This is a genomic window from Paraburkholderia polaris (genome assembly GCF_012927345.1).
In the GTDB taxonomy this organism is placed as follows: Bacteria; Pseudomonadota; Gammaproteobacteria; order Burkholderiales; family Burkholderiaceae; genus Paraburkholderia; species Paraburkholderia polaris.
The window spans coordinates 40,852-61,167 of record NZ_JABBGJ010000051.1; the positions used below are offsets into that span (position 1 = coordinate 40,852).

Sequence of the window (20,316 nt, forward strand, 5' to 3'; positions counted from 1 at the left end):
GCTGAGGCCTGCGTAGCCGTTTTTACCAAACTTCCTCCGGTTGACACCGTCCGGCGACTTCCTTATATTTCGTGGTAAGACCAACAAGACCAGTCTTACTGCCCGACCGCAAGCACACTGTCGGCAGGAAAAACCTGCGCCGCCATGATTCCGCACTAGAGTAGGTGAATCACCGGCCGCTTTTCTTTTCAATGAGCTTATGAAAGTCGCCCTGTTTATCCCGTGCTTCATCGACGCGTTCTATCCCGAAGTGGGGATCGCCACGCTCGAATTGCTCGAACGCTTCGGCATCGAGGTCGACTATCCGCAGGAACAAACCTGCTGCGGCCAGCCGATGGCCAACAGCGGTGCGCAAACCGAGGCGGCCGGCGCCGAGCGCGTGTTTGCGCGCAACTTCGCCGGCTATGACTACATCGTCGGGCCGTCGGCGAGTTGCATCCATCACGTGCGCGAGCATCTGACCGCGCTCGAGCAGACCGATGAAGTCAGGAAGGTTCGCGCCAATGCGTACGAACTCGTCGAGTTTCTGCATGACGTGCTCGGCGCGCGCGAATTTCCTTGGGCCGAGTTTCCGCATCGCGTCGGCCTGCATAACAGTTGCAGCGCATTGCGGCATCTGAAGGAGGCGTCGGTCTCGGAGATTGCCGGGGCGCCGTTTTCGAAGCCACGCACCTTGCTCGAAGGCGTCAAAGGCATCGAATTCGTCAAGCCGTCACGGCCGGATGAATGCTGCGGTTTCGGCGGCACCTTCTCGGTGACCGAAGAGCCGGTGTCGGTACGCATGGGGCAGGACAAGGTCCGCGATCATCTGAACGCGGGCGCCGAGTACATCGTATCGGGCGACATGTCGTGCCTGATGCATCAGCAAGGCTGCGCGGAGCGGATGAAAGCCGACGCACGCTTCATCCATATCGCGCAGGTCCTGAACGGAGCACGCGCATGAGCCGGATCGATCACGCGAAAGCTGCGGGCGCTTTCATCAAGAAGACGGAGCACGTCGCGTTTCACGACAAGCGTTTGTGGGATTTGCGTGAGAAGCGCGATGCCCAGGCGCACGGCATTCCGGAATGGGAGACGCTGCGCGAACTGGCATCGGGCATCAAGGAACACACGCTGTCGCATCTGTCCGACTACCTCGAACAGTTCGCCGCTGCGGCTGAAGCAAATGGCGTCGTGGTGCATTGGGCCGCGACGGCCGAAGAACACAATGCGCTGGTCTACAAGATCATGTCCGAGCGCGGCATGACCACGCTCGTCAAAAGCAAGTCGATGCTCACCGACGAATGCAAGATGCGCGAGTATCTCGAACCGCGCGGCATCACGGTAATGGAGACCGATCTCGGCGAGCGCATCCAGCAACTCGATCATCAGGACCCAAGCCATATGGTGGTGCCCGCAGTCCACAAATTGCGTGCCGATGTGGCCGAACTGTTCGGCCGCACCATCGGCACCGATCCGAAAAACAGCGATATTCACTATCTCGCGGAAAGCCAGCGGATGAACACGCGGCCGTATTTCGTGCGCGAGAAAACGGCCGGTATGACGGGCTGTAATTTCGCGGTGGCGGAGACGGGCACGGTCGTCGTGTGTACTAACGAAGGTAATGCCGACCTGTCCGCGAATGTGCCGCCCTTGCATATCGCGTCGATCGGTATCGAGAAGCTGATTCCGAAGGTGTCGGATCTTGGCGTATTCATCCGCATGCTGTCGCGCAGCGCGCTCGGTTCGCCGATTACGCAATACACCTCGCATTTTCGCGCGCCGCGTCCGGGCACCGAGATGCATTTCATCCTCGTCGATCACGGCCGCTCGGAGCGGCTCGCGATGGAGGACTTCTGGTATTCGCTCAAATGCATCCGCTGCGGCGCGTGTATGAATACGTGCCCCGTGTACCGGCGCAGTGGCGGCTTGTCGTATGGCGGCACGTATTCGGGCCCGATCGGCGCGATCATTAATCCTACCTTCGATCTGAAGCGTTACAGCGCGTTGCCGTTCGCGTCGACGCTCAACGGCAGTTGCACGAATGTGTGTCCGGTGAAGATCAATATTCACGAGCAGATTTACAAATGGCGCACGGTGATCGCCGAGCGCCATGAAGTGCCGTTCGTGAAGCAGGAAGTGTTGAAAATGGCGGGGCGGTTGCTCGCGAGCCCGACGCTGTATCGGGCGACGGTGTCGTCGATGGGCGGCGCGCTGCGGCGGCTGCCGAATTTCGTGCTGTATAACCCGCTCAATATCTGGGGGCGGCAGCGTGAGTTGCCGGAGGCGCCGAAGCTGACCTTTCATGCCTGGTACAAAAAGAATCGTGGAGGTGGCGATGGCAACGCGTGAAGCTTTTCTGGCGAAGGTTCGTGAGGCGCAGCCGCCGGCGCGTCCACGGCCTGATGTGCCGATGTTCACTTCGGTGGGCGGGGATTTGCGGGCGCGCTTCACGACGGCATTGCAGGCGATGGGCGGCACCTGTGTCGAAGCGCCGGCTGCGGGCGACGTGCTTGCGCTGATCCGTGAGCGGTTCGGTGAGGTGGCGTCGGTGGCGTCGGCCACACCGGAAGTGCCCGGCACGCGTGCGATCACGGCCGAAACCGAACCGGCTTCGTTGCAGGATATCGAGGTAGGCGTGGTGCGGGCGCGCTTCGGCGTTGCTGAAACCGGCTCGGTGTGGTTCAGCGAGCGCGAGTATGTGGTCAACTCGCTGGGGTACATCGTGCAGCATCTGGTGGTGCTGCTCGATCCGGCGCAGTTGCTCGACGGCTTGCAGGACGTGTACCGTCGCGACGACTTTCGCGATGCACGCTATGCGGCGCTGGTCACCGGCCCTTCGGCCACTGCGGATATCGAAGGCGTGCTGATTCGCGGTGCGCAGGGGGTGCGGTCGTTGACGGTGGTGTGGGTGGCCGAACCTCGAGGAATCTAGTGGGCGTCTTGGAAAGCAGTCGCTCAACGCCTTCGATCTCCCACAAGACGCGCCTGTCTCCAACGGATTGTGCGGGACGCGATCGCAGCCAGAATGGCCGGCTGCTTGATTTCAATCGAACCAGACTGGGTTTGGGGATCACTATCTCGCCGACGGATGCCGGCCTGGAGCAACTGTTTACCGATGAACTTGACCAGCTGCGGGCGGCGCATCCAGACTGTCGGGTCGATCTGGATTTTCAGGGCCCACGGGGGGATCAAGGCTTGGTCCGACGCGATAGAAACCGTGTTCGCTGTGCGCCTGCCTTGTCGTCAATAGTGTTCGGGATATGTCGACTGATCCGCCGGCGGCGTGCTTTTGCGTGAGCGCTCGTAAGGGCAGGGGCAAATGCCGTTCAGGATTACGTGGCAAAATCTTCGTGTGTCATCCTTCTCTTTCGCTCCGCCGTCAGCAACTGATCGTCTAGTAGCGTTTCCCGGATATCCGCTTTTACTGAACGCGTGTGGCTGCTTCCCTCGCACTCGGACCGTGACGCGTTGATCCGCTTGCAAAATCTATTCAATTCTGATGTTGGCTTAGAGCAGTCTGATCCTGCGGCCTCGCTATTGAGAATAGTCTTGGTTTTGAATTGATTTTGAAAGACTGTAGGCAATTTGAATTAATTTTTGACAGAAATCGACACATTTATCCGGTTGGTATGTATATATTTAATGGCAATGGAGTTGCATGGCGGCCTTTGGGAGAAGGCCTTGTTTGAAATGGGTTGTGACGGTCGAGCTCGATAGGATCTGGCGAGAAGCGAATGACATTAACGGTGATGTTAGGAATCAGGATTCGGTACGCGTGCATTGCGCGAATTTTTGATTATTAAAACGTTTCTGCAAAATTTTAATTCGTGCACGGTTAAGCGTGTTAGTTTGGATGGGCGCAATGAGGTGCACGCCAAGGTGCAATTACGGAATGTTAATGTTATCGAGGATTTTTTTTCAACCAGGTTCGGCTTCAGAGGATGTTCGAGCATCAAGCTCCTCGCATTGCTGTTGTTTGGCTTGGTGACCATCACTACAAGTGCTAGCGCGGCAGAAAATACGCTTGCACATTTTCGTGATTGCGACGTCTGCTCCGAGATGGTGGCTCTCCCTTCTGGAGTGTTCATGATGGGCGCAACGGAGGACGAGTTCTAGGGCGAGAACGAGGACTACCGCTTCAAATACGTCAATGAAACGCCCAGGCACGAGGTGCATGTGAAGTCTTATGCACTGGCGAAGTTCGACGTGACAAGGAAACAGTTCGAGACTTTCGTCGATGCAACTGGATTCCACGAAAAGGGATGCAGGGTATTTAAACAGGGTCGGTGGTATTTCGACCCGTCCGCTGACTGGAAAAATCCGGGGTTCAGCCAGACGGATCGTGACCCGGTCGTCTGCGTATCCTGGTTTGACGCGGAAAAATTTATTGCTTGGCTTAACACGAAGCTACCGAAAACAGCTGTCCACAGGTACAGGCTGCCAACAGAAGAAGAGTGGGAGTATGCCGCGAGGGGCGGCACCATCACGCAAGCCTACTGGGGCAGTAACCACGCGGACCAATGTCGCTATGAGAATGCGAGAGATCAGGCAGCGAGGATTCTGGATCCTAATGCGCCACTCGCGGATTGCAACGACGGATTTGTCTGGACTGCCCCAGTGGGATCGTTCAGGCCAAATCCTTGGGGCTTATACGACATGTTAGGCAATGCGTACCAATGGATTGCAGATTGTCCTGAGGTGGGATACCACCCGCCTCCGGCAGTGCCGGAATGGATGCCTAATCATTTTCAGTTTCGCTCACTTCGGGGTGCGAGTTGGGCATCGATCCCGATTGCTGTTCGCTCAGCCGGCCGGATGGCTGCTAAACCCGAAGACCGGGATAGCACCTTTGGATTTCGCCTCGCGGTTGATTTGCCGCTTCAGTTGCCCAAGGGAGAATAAATGTCTGACTTGACCGTCGTACAAACCACTTCAAATGTCGCCTCAGCCATCGGGGCTTGGACGACTTTTATGCAAACGCTGGTGGCCTACAAGAACGGAACAGCGAGCCAAGGCGATGTAAGACTCGCGCCAGCAGGTCGGACTGGAGGTGTGGAACAGCTATCAGGCGGTGCAAACCTCGACTGACAGTGTCAAGGACAGCGCGACGCTGCTAGATATCGCGCAGCGCTCGTTCACGGCGGCGCAACATCGCTATCAGGCAGGCGTCGGCAACATCCTGGAACTGCTCAACGCACAGACTGCGCTGGCCAACGCGCAGCAACAGCGCGTGCAAGCGCTGGCCGACTGGCGCGCGGCTCGCTTGCGACTCGCCGGCAGTCTGGGTCATCTCGGCAATGACGACTTGCAATGAAACAAACCCTCCATCTCAACTCTTTGCTATGCGAAACAGTCTACGAGTCGCGATCTGTGCGGCTAGCGTCATGCTGGCTTGCGCGCAAGCCAGGGCGCAAATCGCGACCACCCAGCCCGACAACAACTGTCATCTGACTAAGGACGCGACGCTGCCGTTGACGGAAATCAGCGGGCACTATCATGTTCCCGTCGATATCGGCGGCCAGACGTTCCTGATGGTGGTCGATTCGGGCGCGGAAGATACGGTGCTCACGCCTGAGGCGGCCGACTTGCTCCATTTGTCGACCGACATGTCGAAAGCCGATGTAATACGTGGTGTGGGCGATACCCGCTCGGTGTATCCGCGGGTGCTGCCCTCACTCAAATTCGGCACAGAGGAGTGGCCCAATACGCGGGTCGAGGTCGCAAATCTGTTGACAGCGGCGGAACGTGCCGCGCCGTCGGTTCCAATCGGACTGATCGGCGCCAGGATATTGTCGCGGTATGACGTCGAGTTCGATTTCCCCGCGAAGACCATGACGCTCTATACCGCTCAAGGATGCACAGGCCGCTTTGTGCCGTGGGTCGGCAACTACGATGCCTACTCGCCGATCGCCACGCCACGCAATCGCTTTATCCTGTCGCTCGCATTGAATGGCCGTCCGATCAAGGCCGTCCTCGATACCGGCGCGTCGCGTTCGCTGCTCAAGCATGCCGCCCTGCAGGCGGTCGACGTCGACGAGGCCGCACTCGCAAGCGATCGGCAATTGTCGGGGACGGGCGTAGCGGGCAACTCGATTCATGTGTATGTGCATCGCTTCGACAGCCTCAGGGTGGGGAGGGCCAATTTGCGGAACGCGCCTATCGAGGTCGGCGATGCCGCGCTGAGTGATTCGGACATGCTGTTGGGGATGGACTTCCTGAGGTGGCGCCGTGTATGGCTTTCCTATTCGACGGGATCGGTCTTCATGCAACTGGCGTCCGGACGGGCCGGCGCCGCGCCGGCAGCGTCTCAGGCTGCACCTGCGTCCAGTCAGTCAGTGGATGTGGATGGACAACTGGCGGCGATCGGGCAGACGAGCGACGCACCGGCCGCGTTGCCGCTCAGCCGGTTGAGGCAGTTTTCAACCCACTCGCACATCACCTATTACCCGAATCTCCTTCTCCCGGTGGGGCGAACCAGATAAGCAAGGGAGGTCCTGGTACGGAAGCCTTCCGCGGGCGCCTCTTCATGGCCGCGACTGCTAGTGGGTCGTAAGCGGCGGCCGTCTGCCTTTGCCGGTCGCGAGCGGCGCTGGCCCGTGTCAACGCGCAATACGCGGCGTCGTGCGCAAAATCGTGAGCGTAAGCGCGGCGTTTGCTATCATTACTGTATAAACATACAGCCCTCTGTGATTGCTCGTTGCTGACTGATGCTTTCTGACGCGCCTACCGTAGCTTCCTTCGAGATGCCTTTCGCTCCGCCAGGGGCGAACTCGCCGCCTTGGGCGTTGTACTACCTGCTGAATTTTGAGCGCGCGCTGGCCTGGCTTGCCGAGCGCTACGATGACGTGTTCGGGCCGGATGAGCGCCACTTTCTCAACGAATTTCGCGGCTTGCCTCGGGCGTCGCGCGCGTTGCTGGTGCGCCTGCTGATGCGCAAGGGCACGCTTTTCAGGGCGAGCCGTCTGAGCTACGACGAGATCGGTTGTCCGCTGCAAGCCGCCGCGCCGCTAATCGCGCTCGGCTGGATCGACGCCGCGCCAAATCTCAGTCTCGACGAACTGTTCGGCCTCGCAACCCGCCCCGAACTCCAGCAGATGTTTGGCGGGCTCCTTATGCGCAAGAGCGCTCGCAAATCGGATCTGCTCGCCGCCTTGCGCATCACGCATGACGATGCGCGGCCCTACCATGTCTGGGACCCGCAGAGCGCCGACCGCGTCTTCCACGTCGCCATCGCGCCGCTCTGCGAGCGTCTGCGCCTGATGTTCTTCGGCAATCTGCAGCAGGAATGGTCGGAGTTCGTGCTTGCCGATCTCGGCGTGTTCCAGTACGAGAAGGTTGCATTCGCTCCGTCGTCGCGCGCATTCCAGCAACGCGCGGACGTGGACGTGTACCTGGCGTTGCACGCGTGCCGCGGCGCGCTCGACTGGCTGCCCGCAGGCGACTCGGAAGCTGAGGCGATCGACGAACTCGTCGCCGTGATCGCCGCGATCGAAACCTCGAACCCCTGGCTCGAAACACGTCGCGCGAAACTGCTGTTTCGTATTGGCCAGTACTGCGAGCGTCAACAGAACTGGCCCACCGCACTTGCAGTCTACGAACGTTGCGCGTGGCCCGGCGCGCGCCATCGGCGCTTGCGTGTGCTGGAGCGCAGCGAAAGATTCGACGAAGCCTTCGTCCTCGCTTCGCAAGCCGCCGCCGGGCCTGAAAGTGAGGAGGAGGCGCAGCGCGTTGCACGCATGTTGCCTCGTTTGCAGCGCAAGCGCGGCGAGCGGGTGGCGCGTGTGCCTGCCGCACGGCCAGTCGAGCGCAACACATTGGTGTTGCCGAGACCTGCGGCGCCGCAACCTGTGGAATACGTCGCACGCGATCATTTGACTTGCGAGTCGGCACCGGTTCATTACGTCGAAAATGCGCTGATCAATTCGCTGTTCGGCTTGCTGTGCTGGGAGCCGGTGTTCGCGGCGCTACCGGGCGCGTTTTTCCACCCGTTCCAACGCGGGCCGGCCGATCTGCATGCGCCGGATTTTTATGCGCGCCGCGCCGAACAATTCGCCGCGTGTCTCGCGCAACTCGACAGCAGTGCCTATCGCGAGACGATTATGCGGCACCTGCAAAGCAAGGCGGGTCTGCAATCGCCGTTCGTATTCTGGGGCTTGCTGACGCCCGAACTGGTCGTGTTGGCACTCGATTGCCTGCCTGCTGCGCATCTGAAGCTATGGTTCGAGCGGCTGCTGCGCGACATCCGCGGGAACCGTTCGGGCCTGCCGGACCTGATTCGTTTCTGGCCGGCCGAGCGCCGTTATGAGTTGATCGAAGTAAAGGGTCCCGGCGACCGCTTGCAGGACAACCAGATCCGTTGGCTCGCATACTGTGCACAGCACGGTATGCCGGTGCGCGTGCTCGACGTGCGCTGGGCCGATGAAGGCGTCGCCGGGTCCGACGTCCCGACAGAAGTCGAGACTGGGGCGACGGCAGAGGTCGTGGAAGTGAGCACGACAGCGGTTCCGAACGAGGCCAGCGCGGAGATCAGGGCGGTCGTTCCGAACGGGGCCAGCGCGGAGGTCAGGGCAATCGTTCCGAACGGCGCCAGCGCGGAGATCAGGGCAGTCATTCCGAACGGCGCCAGCGCGGAGATCGGCGCAGTCGTTCCGAACGGCGTTGGCGCGGAGGTCGGTGCAGTCATTCCGAATGGCGCTGAGATCAGGGCAGTCGTTCCGAACGGCGCCACCGCCGAGGTTAGAGCCGTGGTTCCGAAAGAGGTCACAACATGACCTACGTGGTCGCCGTGCGGGCGATGTGCGAATTCACCGCGCGGCGCGGCGATCTGGATCTGCGCTTCACGCCCGCGCCCACTTCGCTGGAAGGCATGGCGGGCCACGTGACGGTCGCCGGGCGGCGCGCGAGCGGCTACGAAACCGAGATCACGCTGACCGGCACGCATCGTGGTTTGACCGTGCGTGGCCGCGCCGACGGTTACGACCCGGCGGCGAACCGGCTGGAAGAGGTCAAGACCCATCGTGGCGCGCTCGAACGGATGCCCGCCAATCACCGCACGCTGCATTGGGCGCAGGCACTGGTATACGGCCATCTGCTATGCCGCGCCCGTGGGCTCGCCGAATTGACGGTCGCGTTGGTCTACTTCGATATCGGCAGTCAGAAGGAAACGTTGCTGACCGAAACGCACACCGCGCGTGAGCTGGAGATTTTCTTCGTCGAGCAATGCGAGCGCTTTCTCGATTGGGCCGAGCAGGAAGAAGCACATCGCGCCGCGCGCAATGCCGCGCTCAGCGCCTTGCAGTTTCCGCATGGCCAGTTCCGTAGCGGGCAGCGCGAGCTGGCGGTGTCGGTGTATCGCGCGGCGCGTGACGGCAAGCCGTTGATGGCGCAGGCGCCGACCGGCATCGGCAAGACACTGGCGACGATTTTTCCCTTGCTCAAGGCGTGTGCGTCGGACCAGATCGACCGCGTGTTCTTCCTCACCGCAAAGACGCCGGGCCGCGCGCTTGCCCTCGATGCGATCGAAACGCTCCATCAAAGCGTCGCGCCGTCCCTTGCGCGGTTGCCGCTCAGAACGCTGGAACTGGTCGCGCGCGACAAGGCCTGCGAGCATCCCGACAAGGCCTGCAACGGCGAGTCCTGTCCGCTCGCGCGCGGCTTCTACGACCGGCTCGACGCGGCCCGCAGCACGGCGTTGGCCGGGCCGAGGCTTGACCGGGCGTCGGTGCGCGAAGCGGCGCTTGAACACGACGTCTGCCCGTACTATCTCGCGCAGGAACTGGCGCGCTGGTCCGACGTGGTGGTCGGCGATTACAACTACTACTACGACAGCAGCGCGATGCTGTACGCGCTCACGCAGATCAATCAGTGGCGCGTCGGCGTGCTGGTCGACGAGGCGCACAACCTGCTCGACCGGGCACGGCGCATGTACAGCGCCTCGCTCGATCAGGCGGCATTCCGGCTCGCCCGCAAAACCGCGCCTGCGACGTTGAAGAAGCCGCTTGAACGGCTTCAGCGCGAATGGAACGCCGTCAGGCGCGCGCAGACCGACACCTATCAGGTCTACGCCGACGTACCCGGCAAACTGCTTTCGGCCGCACAGAATCTGATCGGCGCGGTAACGGATCAACTCGCCGAAGCACCGCTTTCAATCGACGAAGCGTCGCTGCGGTTTTTCTTCGACGCCATGCATTTCGTCGCGCTGGCGGAGCAATTCGGCGAGCATTCGATTTTCGACATCACGCTCACCACGGATCGATACGCGCCGCGCGACAAAGCGAGCACCACGTTATGCGTGCGCAACGTGATCCCGGCACCGTTCCTCGCGGGCCGCTACGCTGCTGCGCGCACCACGGTGATGTTTTCCGGCACGCTCAATCCCCATCATTTCTATCGCGACACGCTCGGTCTGCCTGAGCAGACAAACTGGCTCGACGTCGAAGGTCCGTTCCGCGCAGAGCAGTTGCAGGTGCGTGTGGCGGGGCATGTATCGACGCGCTGGCGTGACCGCGAACGTTCGCTCGTGCCCATCGTCGATCTGATCGCGAGGCAGTACGCAGCGCAGCCGGGCAACTATCTTGGGTTCCTGAGCAGCTTCGAGTATCTGCAGCGGGTGGTGGCGTTGATGCGCGAGCGTTATCCGGAACTGCCGGTATGGGCGCAGGAACCGGGCATGGACGAGGCGGCGCGCGACGCGTTCCTCGCGCGCTTTCGCACCATGAATCAGGGCGTGGGCTTCGCGGTGTTAGGCGGCGCGTTCTCCGAGGGCGTCGATCTGGTCGGTCAGCAGTTGATCGGCGCCTTCATCGCAACGCTCGGCCTGCCGCAAATGAACGACGTCAACGAACAGATGCGCCGCACGATGGAGGCGAAGTTCGGCAACGGCTACGACTACATGTATCTGTATCCGGGCTTGCAGAAGGTCGTGCAGGCCGCGGGCCGGGTCATTCGCACGGAGCAGGATCAGGGTGTCGTGCATCTGATCGACGACCGCTACCGGCGGCCGGAAGTGCGTCGCTTGTTGCCGCGCTGGTGGCACGTGCAATAGGCAGGTGCAATCGGCAGGTGCAGTCGGCACGCGCAACAAGGGTGCAACAAAGGTGCAATAAGCGGCTTACCGACGCCTCGCAAGCCCATCTCTTTACCTCCCAGGTAATCGACCTACCTACCGCCACCAGGCAAAGTGGCGGCACGGCACAACGATTCCGACCCAAGCGACCCAAGGTAAAGAGGCTTCCATGAACGCGACCGCACCGTATCTCACCGACGAACCCAACACCCTCCGCACCGCCGACCGCACGCGCCTTTTTTACCGCGACTGGGGACACGGCACGCCGCTCGTGTTTCTGTCCGGCTGGACGCTGAACTCCGACATGTGGGCCTATCAGATGGAGCCGCTGTCGCGCCTCGGTTGCCGTTGCATCGCCTATGACCGCCGCGGCCACGGCCGTTCGAGCGATCCGGGGCGCGGCTACGACTTCGATACGCTCGCCGACGATCTCGACAGCGTGCTGAGCGCGCTCGATCTAAGCAACGTGACGCTGGTCACGCATTCGATCGCGAGCGGCGAAGCGGTGCGCTATCTGACGCGGCATGGGTCGGAACGCGTGGCCCGGATTGCGTTCATCGCGCCCGCCGCCACGCCGTATCTGCTGAAAACCGAAGACAACCCGAACGGGATCGACGCCGCACTGTTCGAGCAAGGCCGTGTCGCACTGAGCCGTTCCTTCCCGGACTGGATCGAGGCCAATGCCGCACCTTACTTCGGCCCGGGCGTGTCGCGCGCGCCGCTCGACTGGACGATCCGCATGATGCTGCAAACCTCGCATCAGGCCATGCTGGAACTCGCCCGTGTCCAGACCGTCACCGATTTCCGCGCGGAGCTGGCCCGTGTCCGGGTGCCGTCGCTGGTCGTGCATGGCGACCGCGACGCTTCGGCGCCGCTCGAACTCACCGGACGGCCGACTGCGGCGCTAATCGAAGGCGCTTCACTGAACATCTACGAAGGCGCCGGCCACGGCCTGTACTTCACTCATGCGGAGAAGTTGAACCAGGATTTGCTGGCGTTCCTGGGCCGCCTGCCGGCTTAGGGTCGACGGGCAGTTGATTTTCAACCGGCGCGTCGGCCTTCCCGTCGGCTGCCTTCAGCGAAGCATTGGCGGACGTCGCTGAAGGCGGTTTATCCTTTGGTGCGGCCGTGGGCGCCTCGTTCGGTGCGCCGTTCGGTGCGCCGTTCGATTCGACTTTGGCCGGTACGCTTTCCGGGTCCCACGTCAGCAAATGCCGTTGCGGGTTGGCGATTTCGATGCCGCGTGCGCTGAACTGGTCGAGAATGCGCCGGTTGAATTCACGCTGCACACCCCAGCGCGCGCTGTCGCGACATTGGATCTGGCCGGCCAGCGTCACCGCCGAGCCATCCACTCCATCCACGCCCCAGAAGCTGAAGTCGGACAGGATGCCGTCCTTGAACGTCTCATCCTCGCGCAGCGCGGCGCCGATTTCCTTCAGCGTGTCGATCGCCAGATCGACGTCCTCGCCGAACACGATATTCACCTTCACCGCCGCATTGCCGAGCCCGCGATTGGTGTTGTTGACCGTTGTGACCGAACTGAACGGCACGGTGTAGAGCGAGCCGTCGCCACCGCGCAACCGCACGGTGCGGATCGACAGATACTCGACCGTGCCGGACACCCCCGCGAGCGTGACCCAGTCGCCAACCTGCATGGCGTTTTCCATTAACAGGAACATGCCGGTGATGAAATCCTGCACCAGCTTTTGCGAACCGAAGCCGAGCGCCACGCCGAAGATACTCGCGCCCGCCAGCAGCGGCCCGATGTTCACGCCGAGTTCGCTCAGGCCAGTGAGCACGACGACTAGTGCGATCACACAGAAGAGCGCGCTGCGCAGCATCGGCAGGAGTGTGCGCAGACGCGCGGCGCGCACCAGGTCGCCGCTGGTGGTCCAGCGGTCCAGCCGCGTTTCGACCGACACGTTGACACCTTCCCACACCAGCAGCGCGATCGCGGCAGCGACACCGATCGTGACCATCGCTGAAGCCAGCCGATGGCCGATCGAACCGGCCTGGAACAGCTCGCCCACGTCGACGCCCCATACCTGCAGCAGCGCGAGTGCGGTGACGATGCAGATGATCCACGAGACAACCCGCCGCAGCAGCGGGTAGTAGCGATAGGCATGCTGGTGCACGAGCGACGCTTCGGCGTCGCCCTGTACATTGAATAGCCGCGCCATGGCGCCGAAAATCACGATCGCGATGACCCGCGCGCCCACCAGGATCGCCAGCGTAATGCCGCCGAGATGCAGCAGGGTGTGATAGCCGTTCTGCACGTCGAGCGCCCAGATGAACCATAGCGCCATCACGATGAACACGGCGAACCACGCCCATGCGTCGGCGAGCGCATTGCCGAACATTTGCAGCGATTCGCGCGCGGCGAAGCGCCTGCGGATCAATTCGCCGACCGGCTTCGCGCATTGCAGGATCAGGATCGAGATCATGATGTGGCCGGCGAGCGCGACTACCTTCATCAGCGCGAGATGCGCCGCGTCGTTCAGGCCGAGCGATTGCGCGATCTCAGCGATCGCCGAACCTGTGCCGACCACGGCGACGATCCGCGCGATCCAGCGCTGCACGAAAACGGCCCAAGCATCGCTCATGCGCAGCAGGCGCAGGCGCGGCGCGGAAGGCTGCAGGAAGAAGCCGCTGCCTATCACGATCAGGCGGCACAGCACATAGATGTCGATCAGCGAATCGAGCGCACGGTCTTGCGGCGTGCCGTCGTCGGTGAAGATCGACATCAGCGCGCTCGCCGCGCCGACGAACACCGCCAGCGGCAACAGGCGCAGCACCACCGTCAGCAGCGCGCGCGGCAGACGCTGCAGGAGCGTCCAGTGATGCACGGCGTTCTGCTTGCCTTTGGCTTCGGTGGCTTTGCCGGTAGCGGGCGTAGGCGTTGTTGTGGACGCGCCGGGCTTCGCTGCCTGTGCGGTTGCATCGGGCGAAACGGGTGAAACAGGAGAAGCGGGAGAAAGGGGCAGCGGTGGCGCGGCATTTGGCGCATCGGCCGGTTGCGGCAGGACATTGACGGGCAGGTCGGCTTGCGGCGCAGCGTTGTCATCGCCCTGTTCGCGACGCGCGGCGAGGGCCGCGTACGCGCGGCGCAACAAGCGGCGCGCGAGCCATTCGAGCCCGAGCGCGGGCAGCAGCGCCGCCAGCAGTGACCATGTGACACGACCCAGCACGCTACGCGCTTCTGGGTTGGTCGATTGCCAATGCCACCAGGCACGCACCGACGCTACGTCGAGCAGCGCGGCGACCGAACTGCGCAATGACGTGCCGAGGTGCACGGCCCAGTGCGCGCCCTGACGCGCCAGTTGCGAAGCGAGACCGTTGGACTGGAATGCGGCTGGAACGAGCGCCGCGGCGCTGCTGGCCGCGGCGGGGGCTGAAGCCGCCACCGCTGAGGCCGGCGGCGCGCTGAGTACACCCGCTGCGGCGATCGCCTGGAGGGTGTCGCTGACTTGCGCGCGGCGTGTGGGGTCATTGAGGACGCTGAGGGCCTGGCGGGCCTGTTCGGGCGTCAGGGTGATCGCGGCGCCGGATGCCGCGGATGCGGCGGTGGGTTGCGCCACGGCGGCAAAGACCGGCGAGGCGCTCAGGATGAGAAAAAAGAGAAACCAGGCGTGAAGTATTTTGCGCATAGGGTGTAAAGCGGGGTACCAGGTGCGGACGGAGGTGCCGGGACACGTGGATCGGTTCGGCGGCATGACCTTGAACCGACACGGCTTGGGCCGTACAAGTTCCATCCGTGGTGGCTTTCGGTTGCCCCGCGAGGGTTCGGCGAGCCGGGTTGAATTGTAACGTCAGGAAGCACAAAGCTTGCCTGTCAGACGGCACCGTCGACCGCGTAGCGCGCAAGCCTGCGGGGCGTGAGGCTGAAGGCAGCCGTGTGACAGTTGCCGTGCGAGGACGCAGCCATGCGCGGCTGCGTCGCCAAAAGCGGTAGCGCGAAAGCGCACCAGCGCCGGACCACACGGATCGCGCGGGCACGCAGGCCCGGCGACGTCTATTCCGTCGCGTCCACCGCGCCCACCGCGGCCACCCCAAGCGTGCCTTCGACCACCTCGGTGAAGGTGCGCTCCTCGCGCAGAATGAAGCGCTTCGTCTGCGCGAACTGGAAGTTTTCCCGCGCTTCGGCATCGGCTCGCAGCCGCGCCCGATAGGCTTCGTACGCGGCGAGGCTGTCGAACGCAATCAGGCCCCATGCGATGTCGTTGGTCCCTTCGTGGGGCAGAAAGTAGCCGATCAGATGACCGCCGCAGCGAGGAATGATGCGGCCCCAGTTGCGAGCGTAATCGTTGAAGGCATCGCGTTGGAATGGGTCAATCTGATAACGGATAAAGCAGGTAATTGTCATGTGCAAGCTCCTGATCGGGTCGTGGTGGTAGGCGGTATCTGAGTACAAGTATGGCGACCGGTCGATCGCGACGTTTCATTGTTTTCTGAACTGTCGATGAGATAGCGCGACTGGCTCTACGGCTTGCTTTGCGAGCGGATCGTCAAAGCCGCCAGCACCGCGCCGGCCAGCGCGCAAAGCGCCGACACCAGCGCCACCGCCCGCAGCGCAGCACCCAAAGCCTCAGCTTGGGCCTGGGTCACTTCGGCATGCGAAGCGCTTTGCGCGGCGCCGGTTGGCGCGGAAGCGGAGGCTGCATCCATGCCGCCTTGTGCCAGCCGCGCTGCCTGACGTGCCTCTTGCGGCATATTCAACGCATTGAGCCGCGTGTCGAGCGCCGCGTCGTGCGACCGCACGAACACGATCCCGAGCACCGCAATCGCCAGCAGACTCGCCACCCTGGCGACGGCATTATTGATGCCCGAGGCGACGCCCGTACGCGCGGTGGACACCGACGTCATCACGGTCGTCGTCAAGGGTGCGACGGCAATCGTCATCCCGAGCCCGAGCACGACAAGCGCTGGAAAGAAGCCGCGCCAATATTCACCGCGTACCCAGGGCAGCGCGAGCATTGCAAAGGCGATCGCCGCGACCACCGGTCCGATGCTCAGCAGGGTCCGTGCGCCATAACGGCTCGTCAGGCCGCCGGTGAAACGCGACAACAGGCCGATCGTGACCGGCACCGGCAGTAATGCCGCGCCTGCCTCGGTCGCGCTATAGCCATACGCGCGGATCAGCGTGAACGGCAGGAAGAACAGTGCCCCGCCCAGCCCAAAGTAGAGCAGCAGTGTGACGAGGTTCGCGCCGACGAAGTCGCGCGAATGGAACACGTCGAGCGGCATCATCGGATTGCGGGTCCTTGCTTCGAGCGCGACGAAGCCGGTCAGTACGAGCAGGCCGCCGAGGATCAATGCCAGCACCCATTGGTCGCCGAAGCCGCGCGCCGAGGCGAGGGTCAGGCCATAGGTCAACGCGGCGAGCCCAGCAGCCGCTGTGACGGCGCCCGGCCAGTCGAGCCCCGGCAGCGCGTGCCCATTGAGCGCAGGGTCCGGGCCGGACGAATCGTCTTCCTGACGGCTATCCGGCACGGCGATGACCGCGAGCGCGATGGTTGCGCACGCAATCGGTACGTTCAGAAAGAAAATCGCCCGCCACGAAAACGCATCGACGAGCCAGCCGCCCGCCACCGGCCCGACCGCCGACGTGATGGCGCCGACACCCGCCCAGGTGCCGATCGCCTGACCACGCTCCTTGTCGTCGAACACCGAGCCGATGATCGCGAGACTGCTCGGCACCAGCAGCGCCGCGCCAATGCCTTGCACTGCGCGCGCCGCGATCAACGCGCCGATACCCGGCGCGAGGCCGCAGCCGATCGAGGCCAGTGTGAACAAACCGATTCCCGCGATAAACACTGTGCGCCGGCCGAGCTTGTCGCCGAGCGAGCCGCCCACCAGCACTAGCGCGCCGAGAAACAGCAGATACGCGTTGACCACCCACTGGATTGCCGCGACACTCGCGCCCAGTTCGGTCTGGATCGACGGCAGCGCGACGTTGACCACGGAGCCGTCGATGAACGCCATGCTCGAGCCGAGGATGGTCGCGGTGAGTGCGAGCTTTTTGCGCCGGCACGGGTGATCGAAGCTAGGGGGCTGAGCGTGAATGGCGAGCGTGTCGCACGGACTCGCCTGGGCGGGGAGGACGGAGGAGGGGCGGCGCACAAGCGCCGGGGCGTGCGGATCGGCCAAGTCCGCTCCAGGATGGATGAACGGCTTTCAGCATAGCAACGCCAAGGGCGATCCGATAGGCGCTTACGACGCCCGGCGCGCCGGACCGCAGCAACCGGCGCGGCAATCTTTACGGAGCTTTGCCGGCTTAGGCGGCTTAGGCAGCTTAGGCGGCCTGTGAGATCAAACCAGCGACGGCGTCTGCCGCTCCGCCTCTTCGTCGGCATCCGTGCCGCCGTTGGCGTTCGACGCTCGCCCGGCCGCCGGTTCCTGATGCAGCCGGTTCGCATGCATCAGGCGATACAGCGTTGCGCGTGAAATGCCGAGCTCGGCCGCGGCCTCGGACAACTTATAGCCGTGCCGCTGCAGCGCGTGCTCGATGGCGTCCTTTTCGGCCTTGCTGCGGATCTCCGCCAGCGTCACGGCCGGCCCGTTGTCGGACTCCGGCAAGCCGAGGTCGCTTGCCGTGATAAAGCGCCCCTCGCTCATCACCACAGCACGGCGCACGCAGTTGATCAGCTCGCGCACGTTGCCCGGCCACGGATAGTTCGACATGGCGACAATCGCGTCGCTTGACAACCCGCGCAGTTTGCGCGCGCCGTCCTGCCGGTACATGCTGAGCGCGTAGCTGGCGAGCAGCTTGATGTCGCCGCCGCGCTCGCGCAGCGGCGGCTCGACGAGCCGCAGCACACACAGGCGGTGATACAGGTCGGAGCGGAAACGGCCGTCTTCGACGGCGCGGTCCAGATCGACGTGGGTCGCCGAAATCACCCGCACGTCGACGTTGATCGGCCCATTGCCACCCAGCCGTTCGATGGTGCCTTCCTGCAGGAAGCGCAGCAGCACCGCCTGGCACTCGTGCGGCATGTCGCCGATTTCATCCAGGAACAGGGTGCCCTCGTTAGCGCTTTCGATCCGGCCGATCTTGCGCTGCAACGCGCCGGTAAAGGCGCCGCGCTCGTGGCCGAACAATTCGGCTTGCAAGAGGCTCGGGGGAATCGCCGCGCAATTGATCGCGACGAACGCGCGGCCGGCGCGCGGCGAGCGCTCATGAATCGCACGGGCGGTCAGTTCCTTGCCGGTGCCCGATTCGCCGGCGACGAACACCGGCGCATCGGTCACGCCGCATTTGTCGATGCGCCGGTACAACTGCTGCATCGCCTCGCATTGCCCAACCATGCCGTGGCGGCCGAGCGAGGGCTCCGGTGCGATTGGCGCGTGCCGCAGGCTCGACAGCCCGTGTGCGTGGCCGAGCGCGAATACCAGCCGCTCGTTCAGCCAGGGCCGGGTAACGAAATCGAAACAGTAATCGAGGATGAAGCGGCTGACCAGTTCGTTTTCTGCCTGGCCCGGTGCGATCTGGGCGACCCAATTGGTTTCGACGCGCCGCATGCAGGAGGCCAGCGCGGACAAATGCTGGGACGTGCAGTCCTTGGGCAATTCGACAAGGCCGACCTTGATATTGCCCCGCTCGATCATGCGTTCAGCGATCGCCGTGCTTTTGGCGTGCACAGCTTGCCAGCCCGATGCAGCCAGGAAGCTGGCGAGATCCTGATCGGGCGAGTTCGACACGTATAGAACGGTGCGCTCGGCGTCGACAGGCGTGCAAGTCGTATTCATGTAACCCCCGGATCGTTGCTGCTCTCAGAACTGCTTCTCGACGAACTGGACAGACCGGTCATGACACATTCACGGTAGCGGCAATGGCGGGGGCGTGGAGCGGCGTGAGCCGCGAGGTGCTGCAAATCGGACAGCTAGCAGAACAGGGTTCAACGCTGAAACTGCCTGACTATTCATCCCCGAATCACAAAAACCGTTTCTTACCTCGGTGGTCCGACACAGGCGCTCTACGTGGCGCATAGCTTAACGATAAGCGAAAGCGCTTTCGAACGCCATACAAACAAATCTGGATTCAGAAACGTTTTTCTCGTCGCGACGTGTCAGCAGGCCATTTCAAAAATTGCCGGTCAACCCCGGCTTTGCGCGCTATGCCACACAGCGTCGCAAACCGCATGCCTGTGATCGTGCCACGGATAGCGCGGTGTCGAATCACCGTGTCTCAAGCTTGCGACATATCGGGCAGCCGCTGCCAGGGCTGCTTCGTGGCCCGAAACATCGGCACATTTGACCGGGCCACGCCGCAAAGCGGGGCTGGATATAGTCCGACGAAGAGCGCGCCCAAGCCTGCAAACGGGTAGATCCTTCCGCAATGCGTCAGAGGTTGAATCCAACGCGTGTCAAATCCGAATCAACGTGTGACGTGAGGCATGGTCCCGCGAGGTGCATTGCAGCAAAAAACACCGTGCAACAAGGGATTGAGGGTACATGGCACAGCCATTGCAATAAGAGCTTCACAAGCGAATGCATTGCCGCCTGGTTCCTGAGGCACGGGGAAGCAGCAGCCGTAGCCCGGCGGCAACCATGGTCTTCGTAAGCGCGGCCGGGGAAGCCAATGTGTCTTACGAGGGTGCGGCGGGGCCATTGAAAAACGGACGTCAAAAAAAGCGGGGCGAATGATCGAGACGAAGTGTCGGTCATTCGTCACCAAACGACGTGAAGCACTGACCTCGCCACTTTTTCCGTCAAACTGGACGGACTCGACGCTGAGTGCGGAAATTGATGGTAATAGCGACAGGTACCGCGCTTGAGCAACTGGCGAGCGCGCGATGCACAGAACAGGGAAGGGGCAGCGCACGGTAAGGACCGGCCGGCGCGAAGACGCGGGGAGAAAAGGCCTTAGTCTCCATAGAGGGGCACACGCTACGAGGTGACCGGGCGCCGTACCCGCGCATTAGCGCGGGTACGGCTTACCTGGATACGGCCGTGAAATGGCCCATCATTCGGGGGTTGTCATGAAAATGATCAGCAAGCCGGTCGCGTTGCGGCTGGACCACCACACCACGGCGCACGGCGCCGGTCTCTCCTTTCGGCCTCATCTTGCGCTGCAGCGACCATTGTTTGCCGCGCCGACGGTCGATCTGCACACGCTGGTGATCGCCGAGGCGATGAAACGTAAGGCTCAAGCCGAGATTCAGCGCGAGGTGTTGCGCGACGCGATCTATGAGACCCCGGTTTCGCCCGAACGAGGCCACGATCGCGCTGCGGACATCTACCCATCCGATCCCGACGAATACGCCTGAATG

The 20,316-nt window shown here is 62.7% G+C and carries 12 protein-coding genes and 2 pseudogenes; 10 read left to right on the forward strand and 4 right to left on the reverse strand.

Going from position 1 to position 20,316, the window contains the following annotated elements; translation table 11 throughout:
- Window positions 1-199: 199 nt before the first annotated feature.
- The 9 genes and pseudogenes from HHL24_RS36155 (at window position 200) to HHL24_RS36195 (ending at window position 12,068) form a co-directional block, all read left to right on the forward strand.
- Complete coding sequence (locus tag HHL24_RS36155; RefSeq protein WP_169490067.1) at window positions 200-943, forward strand: (Fe-S)-binding protein; 744 nt, start codon at window positions 200-202, stop codon at window positions 941-943.
- Window positions 940-2,331, forward strand: a complete 1,392-nt coding sequence (locus HHL24_RS36160) for a lactate utilization protein B (protein WP_169490068.1) — start codon at window positions 940-942, stop codon at window positions 2,329-2,331. Before HHL24_RS36155 ends, HHL24_RS36160 begins: the two co-directional genes overlap by 4 nt.
- The gene (locus HHL24_RS36165) at window positions 2,318-2,914 is read left to right on the forward strand and encodes a LutC/YkgG family protein (protein ID WP_169490069.1); all 597 of its coding nucleotides are present in this window, start codon (window positions 2,318-2,320) and stop codon (window positions 2,912-2,914) included. Before HHL24_RS36160 ends, HHL24_RS36165 begins: the two co-directional genes overlap by 14 nt.
- A 1,208-nt stretch (window positions 2,915-4,122) precedes the next feature.
- Window positions 4,123-4,884: pseudogene (locus HHL24_RS36170) on the forward strand (formylglycine-generating enzyme family protein); the annotation flags it as partial.
- 136 nt (window positions 4,885-5,020) lie between these two features.
- A pseudogene (locus HHL24_RS36175) lies at window positions 5,021-5,296 on the forward strand (TolC family protein); the annotation flags it as partial.
- 28 nt (window positions 5,297-5,324) lie between these two features.
- Window positions 5,325-6,464, forward strand: a complete 1,140-nt coding sequence (locus HHL24_RS36180) for a retropepsin-like aspartic protease (RefSeq protein WP_169490071.1) — start codon at window positions 5,325-5,327, stop codon at window positions 6,462-6,464.
- 261 nt (window positions 6,465-6,725) lie between these two features.
- Window positions 6,726-8,753, forward strand: coding sequence for a VRR-NUC domain-containing protein (locus HHL24_RS36185; RefSeq protein ID WP_230417716.1), 2,028 nt, complete (start codon window positions 6,726-6,728; stop codon window positions 8,751-8,753).
- On the forward strand, window positions 8,750-11,026 hold the full coding sequence (locus HHL24_RS36190; RefSeq protein WP_169490072.1) for an ATP-dependent DNA helicase: 2,277 nt from the start codon (window positions 8,750-8,752) through the stop codon (window positions 11,024-11,026). Before HHL24_RS36185 ends, HHL24_RS36190 begins: the two co-directional genes overlap by 4 nt.
- A gap of 190 nt (window positions 11,027-11,216) precedes the next feature.
- Window positions 11,217-12,068 (forward strand): alpha/beta fold hydrolase, encoded by an 852-nt coding sequence (locus HHL24_RS36195; protein ID WP_169490073.1) that lies wholly within the window; start codon window positions 11,217-11,219, stop codon window positions 12,066-12,068.
- Here the strand turns inward: HHL24_RS36195 and HHL24_RS36200 are convergent.
- From HHL24_RS36200 to HHL24_RS36215, 4 genes are all read right to left on the reverse strand, one after another.
- Window positions 12,007-14,694 (reverse strand): mechanosensitive ion channel family protein, encoded by a 2,688-nt coding sequence (locus HHL24_RS36200; RefSeq protein ID WP_169490074.1) that lies wholly within the window; start codon window positions 14,692-14,694, stop codon window positions 12,007-12,009. The two genes, HHL24_RS36195 and HHL24_RS36200, sit on opposite strands and share 62 nt — an antisense overlap.
- 365 nt (window positions 14,695-15,059) lie before the next feature.
- Window positions 15,060-15,410 carry an NIPSNAP family protein gene (locus tag HHL24_RS36205; RefSeq protein WP_169490075.1) on the reverse strand — a complete coding sequence of 117 codons (351 nt, stop codon included), beginning with the start codon at window positions 15,408-15,410 and terminating at the stop codon, window positions 15,060-15,062.
- A 116-nt stretch (window positions 15,411-15,526) separates the two neighbouring features.
- Complete coding sequence (locus HHL24_RS36210) at window positions 15,527-17,194, reverse strand: MFS transporter (RefSeq protein ID WP_169490076.1); 1,668 nt, start codon at window positions 17,192-17,194, stop codon at window positions 15,527-15,529.
- Window positions 17,195-17,356: 162 nt separating this feature from the next.
- The gene (locus HHL24_RS36215) at window positions 17,357-18,793 is read right to left on the reverse strand and encodes a sigma-54-dependent transcriptional regulator (RefSeq protein ID WP_169490077.1); all 1,437 of its coding nucleotides are present in this window, start codon (window positions 18,791-18,793) and stop codon (window positions 17,357-17,359) included.
- Window positions 18,794-20,025: 1,232 nt separating this feature from the next.
- Between HHL24_RS36215 and HHL24_RS36220 the strand changes: the two genes are divergently transcribed.
- Window positions 20,026-20,313, forward strand: a complete 288-nt coding sequence (locus HHL24_RS36220) for a hypothetical protein (protein ID WP_329606797.1) — start codon at window positions 20,026-20,028, stop codon at window positions 20,311-20,313.
- The last annotated feature ends 3 nt before the right edge of the window (window positions 20,314-20,316 follow it).

What these genes read in the sequence shown, in the direction of transcription:
- HHL24_RS36180 (WP_169490071.1), top strand. Translation starts at nt 5,325, where the DNA reads ATGCGAAACAGTCTACGAGTCGCGATCTGTGCGGCTAGCGTCATGCTG.
- HHL24_RS36190 (WP_169490072.1), top strand. Translation starts at nt 8,750, where the DNA reads ATGACCTACGTGGTCGCCGTGCGGGCGATGTGCGAATTCACCGCGCGG.
- HHL24_RS36165 (WP_169490069.1), top strand. Translation starts at nt 2,318, where the DNA reads ATGGCAACGCGTGAAGCTTTTCTGGCGAAGGTTCGTGAGGCGCAGCCG.
- HHL24_RS36195 (WP_169490073.1), top strand. Translation starts at nt 11,217, where the DNA reads ATGAACGCGACCGCACCGTATCTCACCGACGAACCCAACACCCTCCGC.
- HHL24_RS36185 (WP_230417716.1), top strand. Translation starts at nt 6,726, where the DNA reads ATGCCTTTCGCTCCGCCAGGGGCGAACTCGCCGCCTTGGGCGTTGTAC.
- HHL24_RS36205 (WP_169490075.1), bottom strand. Translation starts at nt 15,410, where the DNA reads ATGACAATTACCTGCTTTATCCGTTATCAGATTGACCCATTCCAACGC.
- HHL24_RS36220 (WP_329606797.1), top strand. Translation starts at nt 20,026, where the DNA reads ATGAAAATGATCAGCAAGCCGGTCGCGTTGCGGCTGGACCACCACACC.
- HHL24_RS36200 (WP_169490074.1), bottom strand. Translation starts at nt 14,694, where the DNA reads ATGCGCAAAATACTTCACGCCTGGTTTCTCTTTTTTCTCATCCTGAGC.
- HHL24_RS36160 (WP_169490068.1), top strand. Translation starts at nt 940, where the DNA reads ATGAGCCGGATCGATCACGCGAAAGCTGCGGGCGCTTTCATCAAGAAG.
- HHL24_RS36155 (WP_169490067.1), top strand. Translation starts at nt 200, where the DNA reads ATGAAAGTCGCCCTGTTTATCCCGTGCTTCATCGACGCGTTCTATCCC.
- HHL24_RS36215 (WP_169490077.1), bottom strand. Translation starts at nt 18,793, where the DNA reads ATGAATACGACTTGCACGCCTGTCGACGCCGAGCGCACCGTTCTATAC.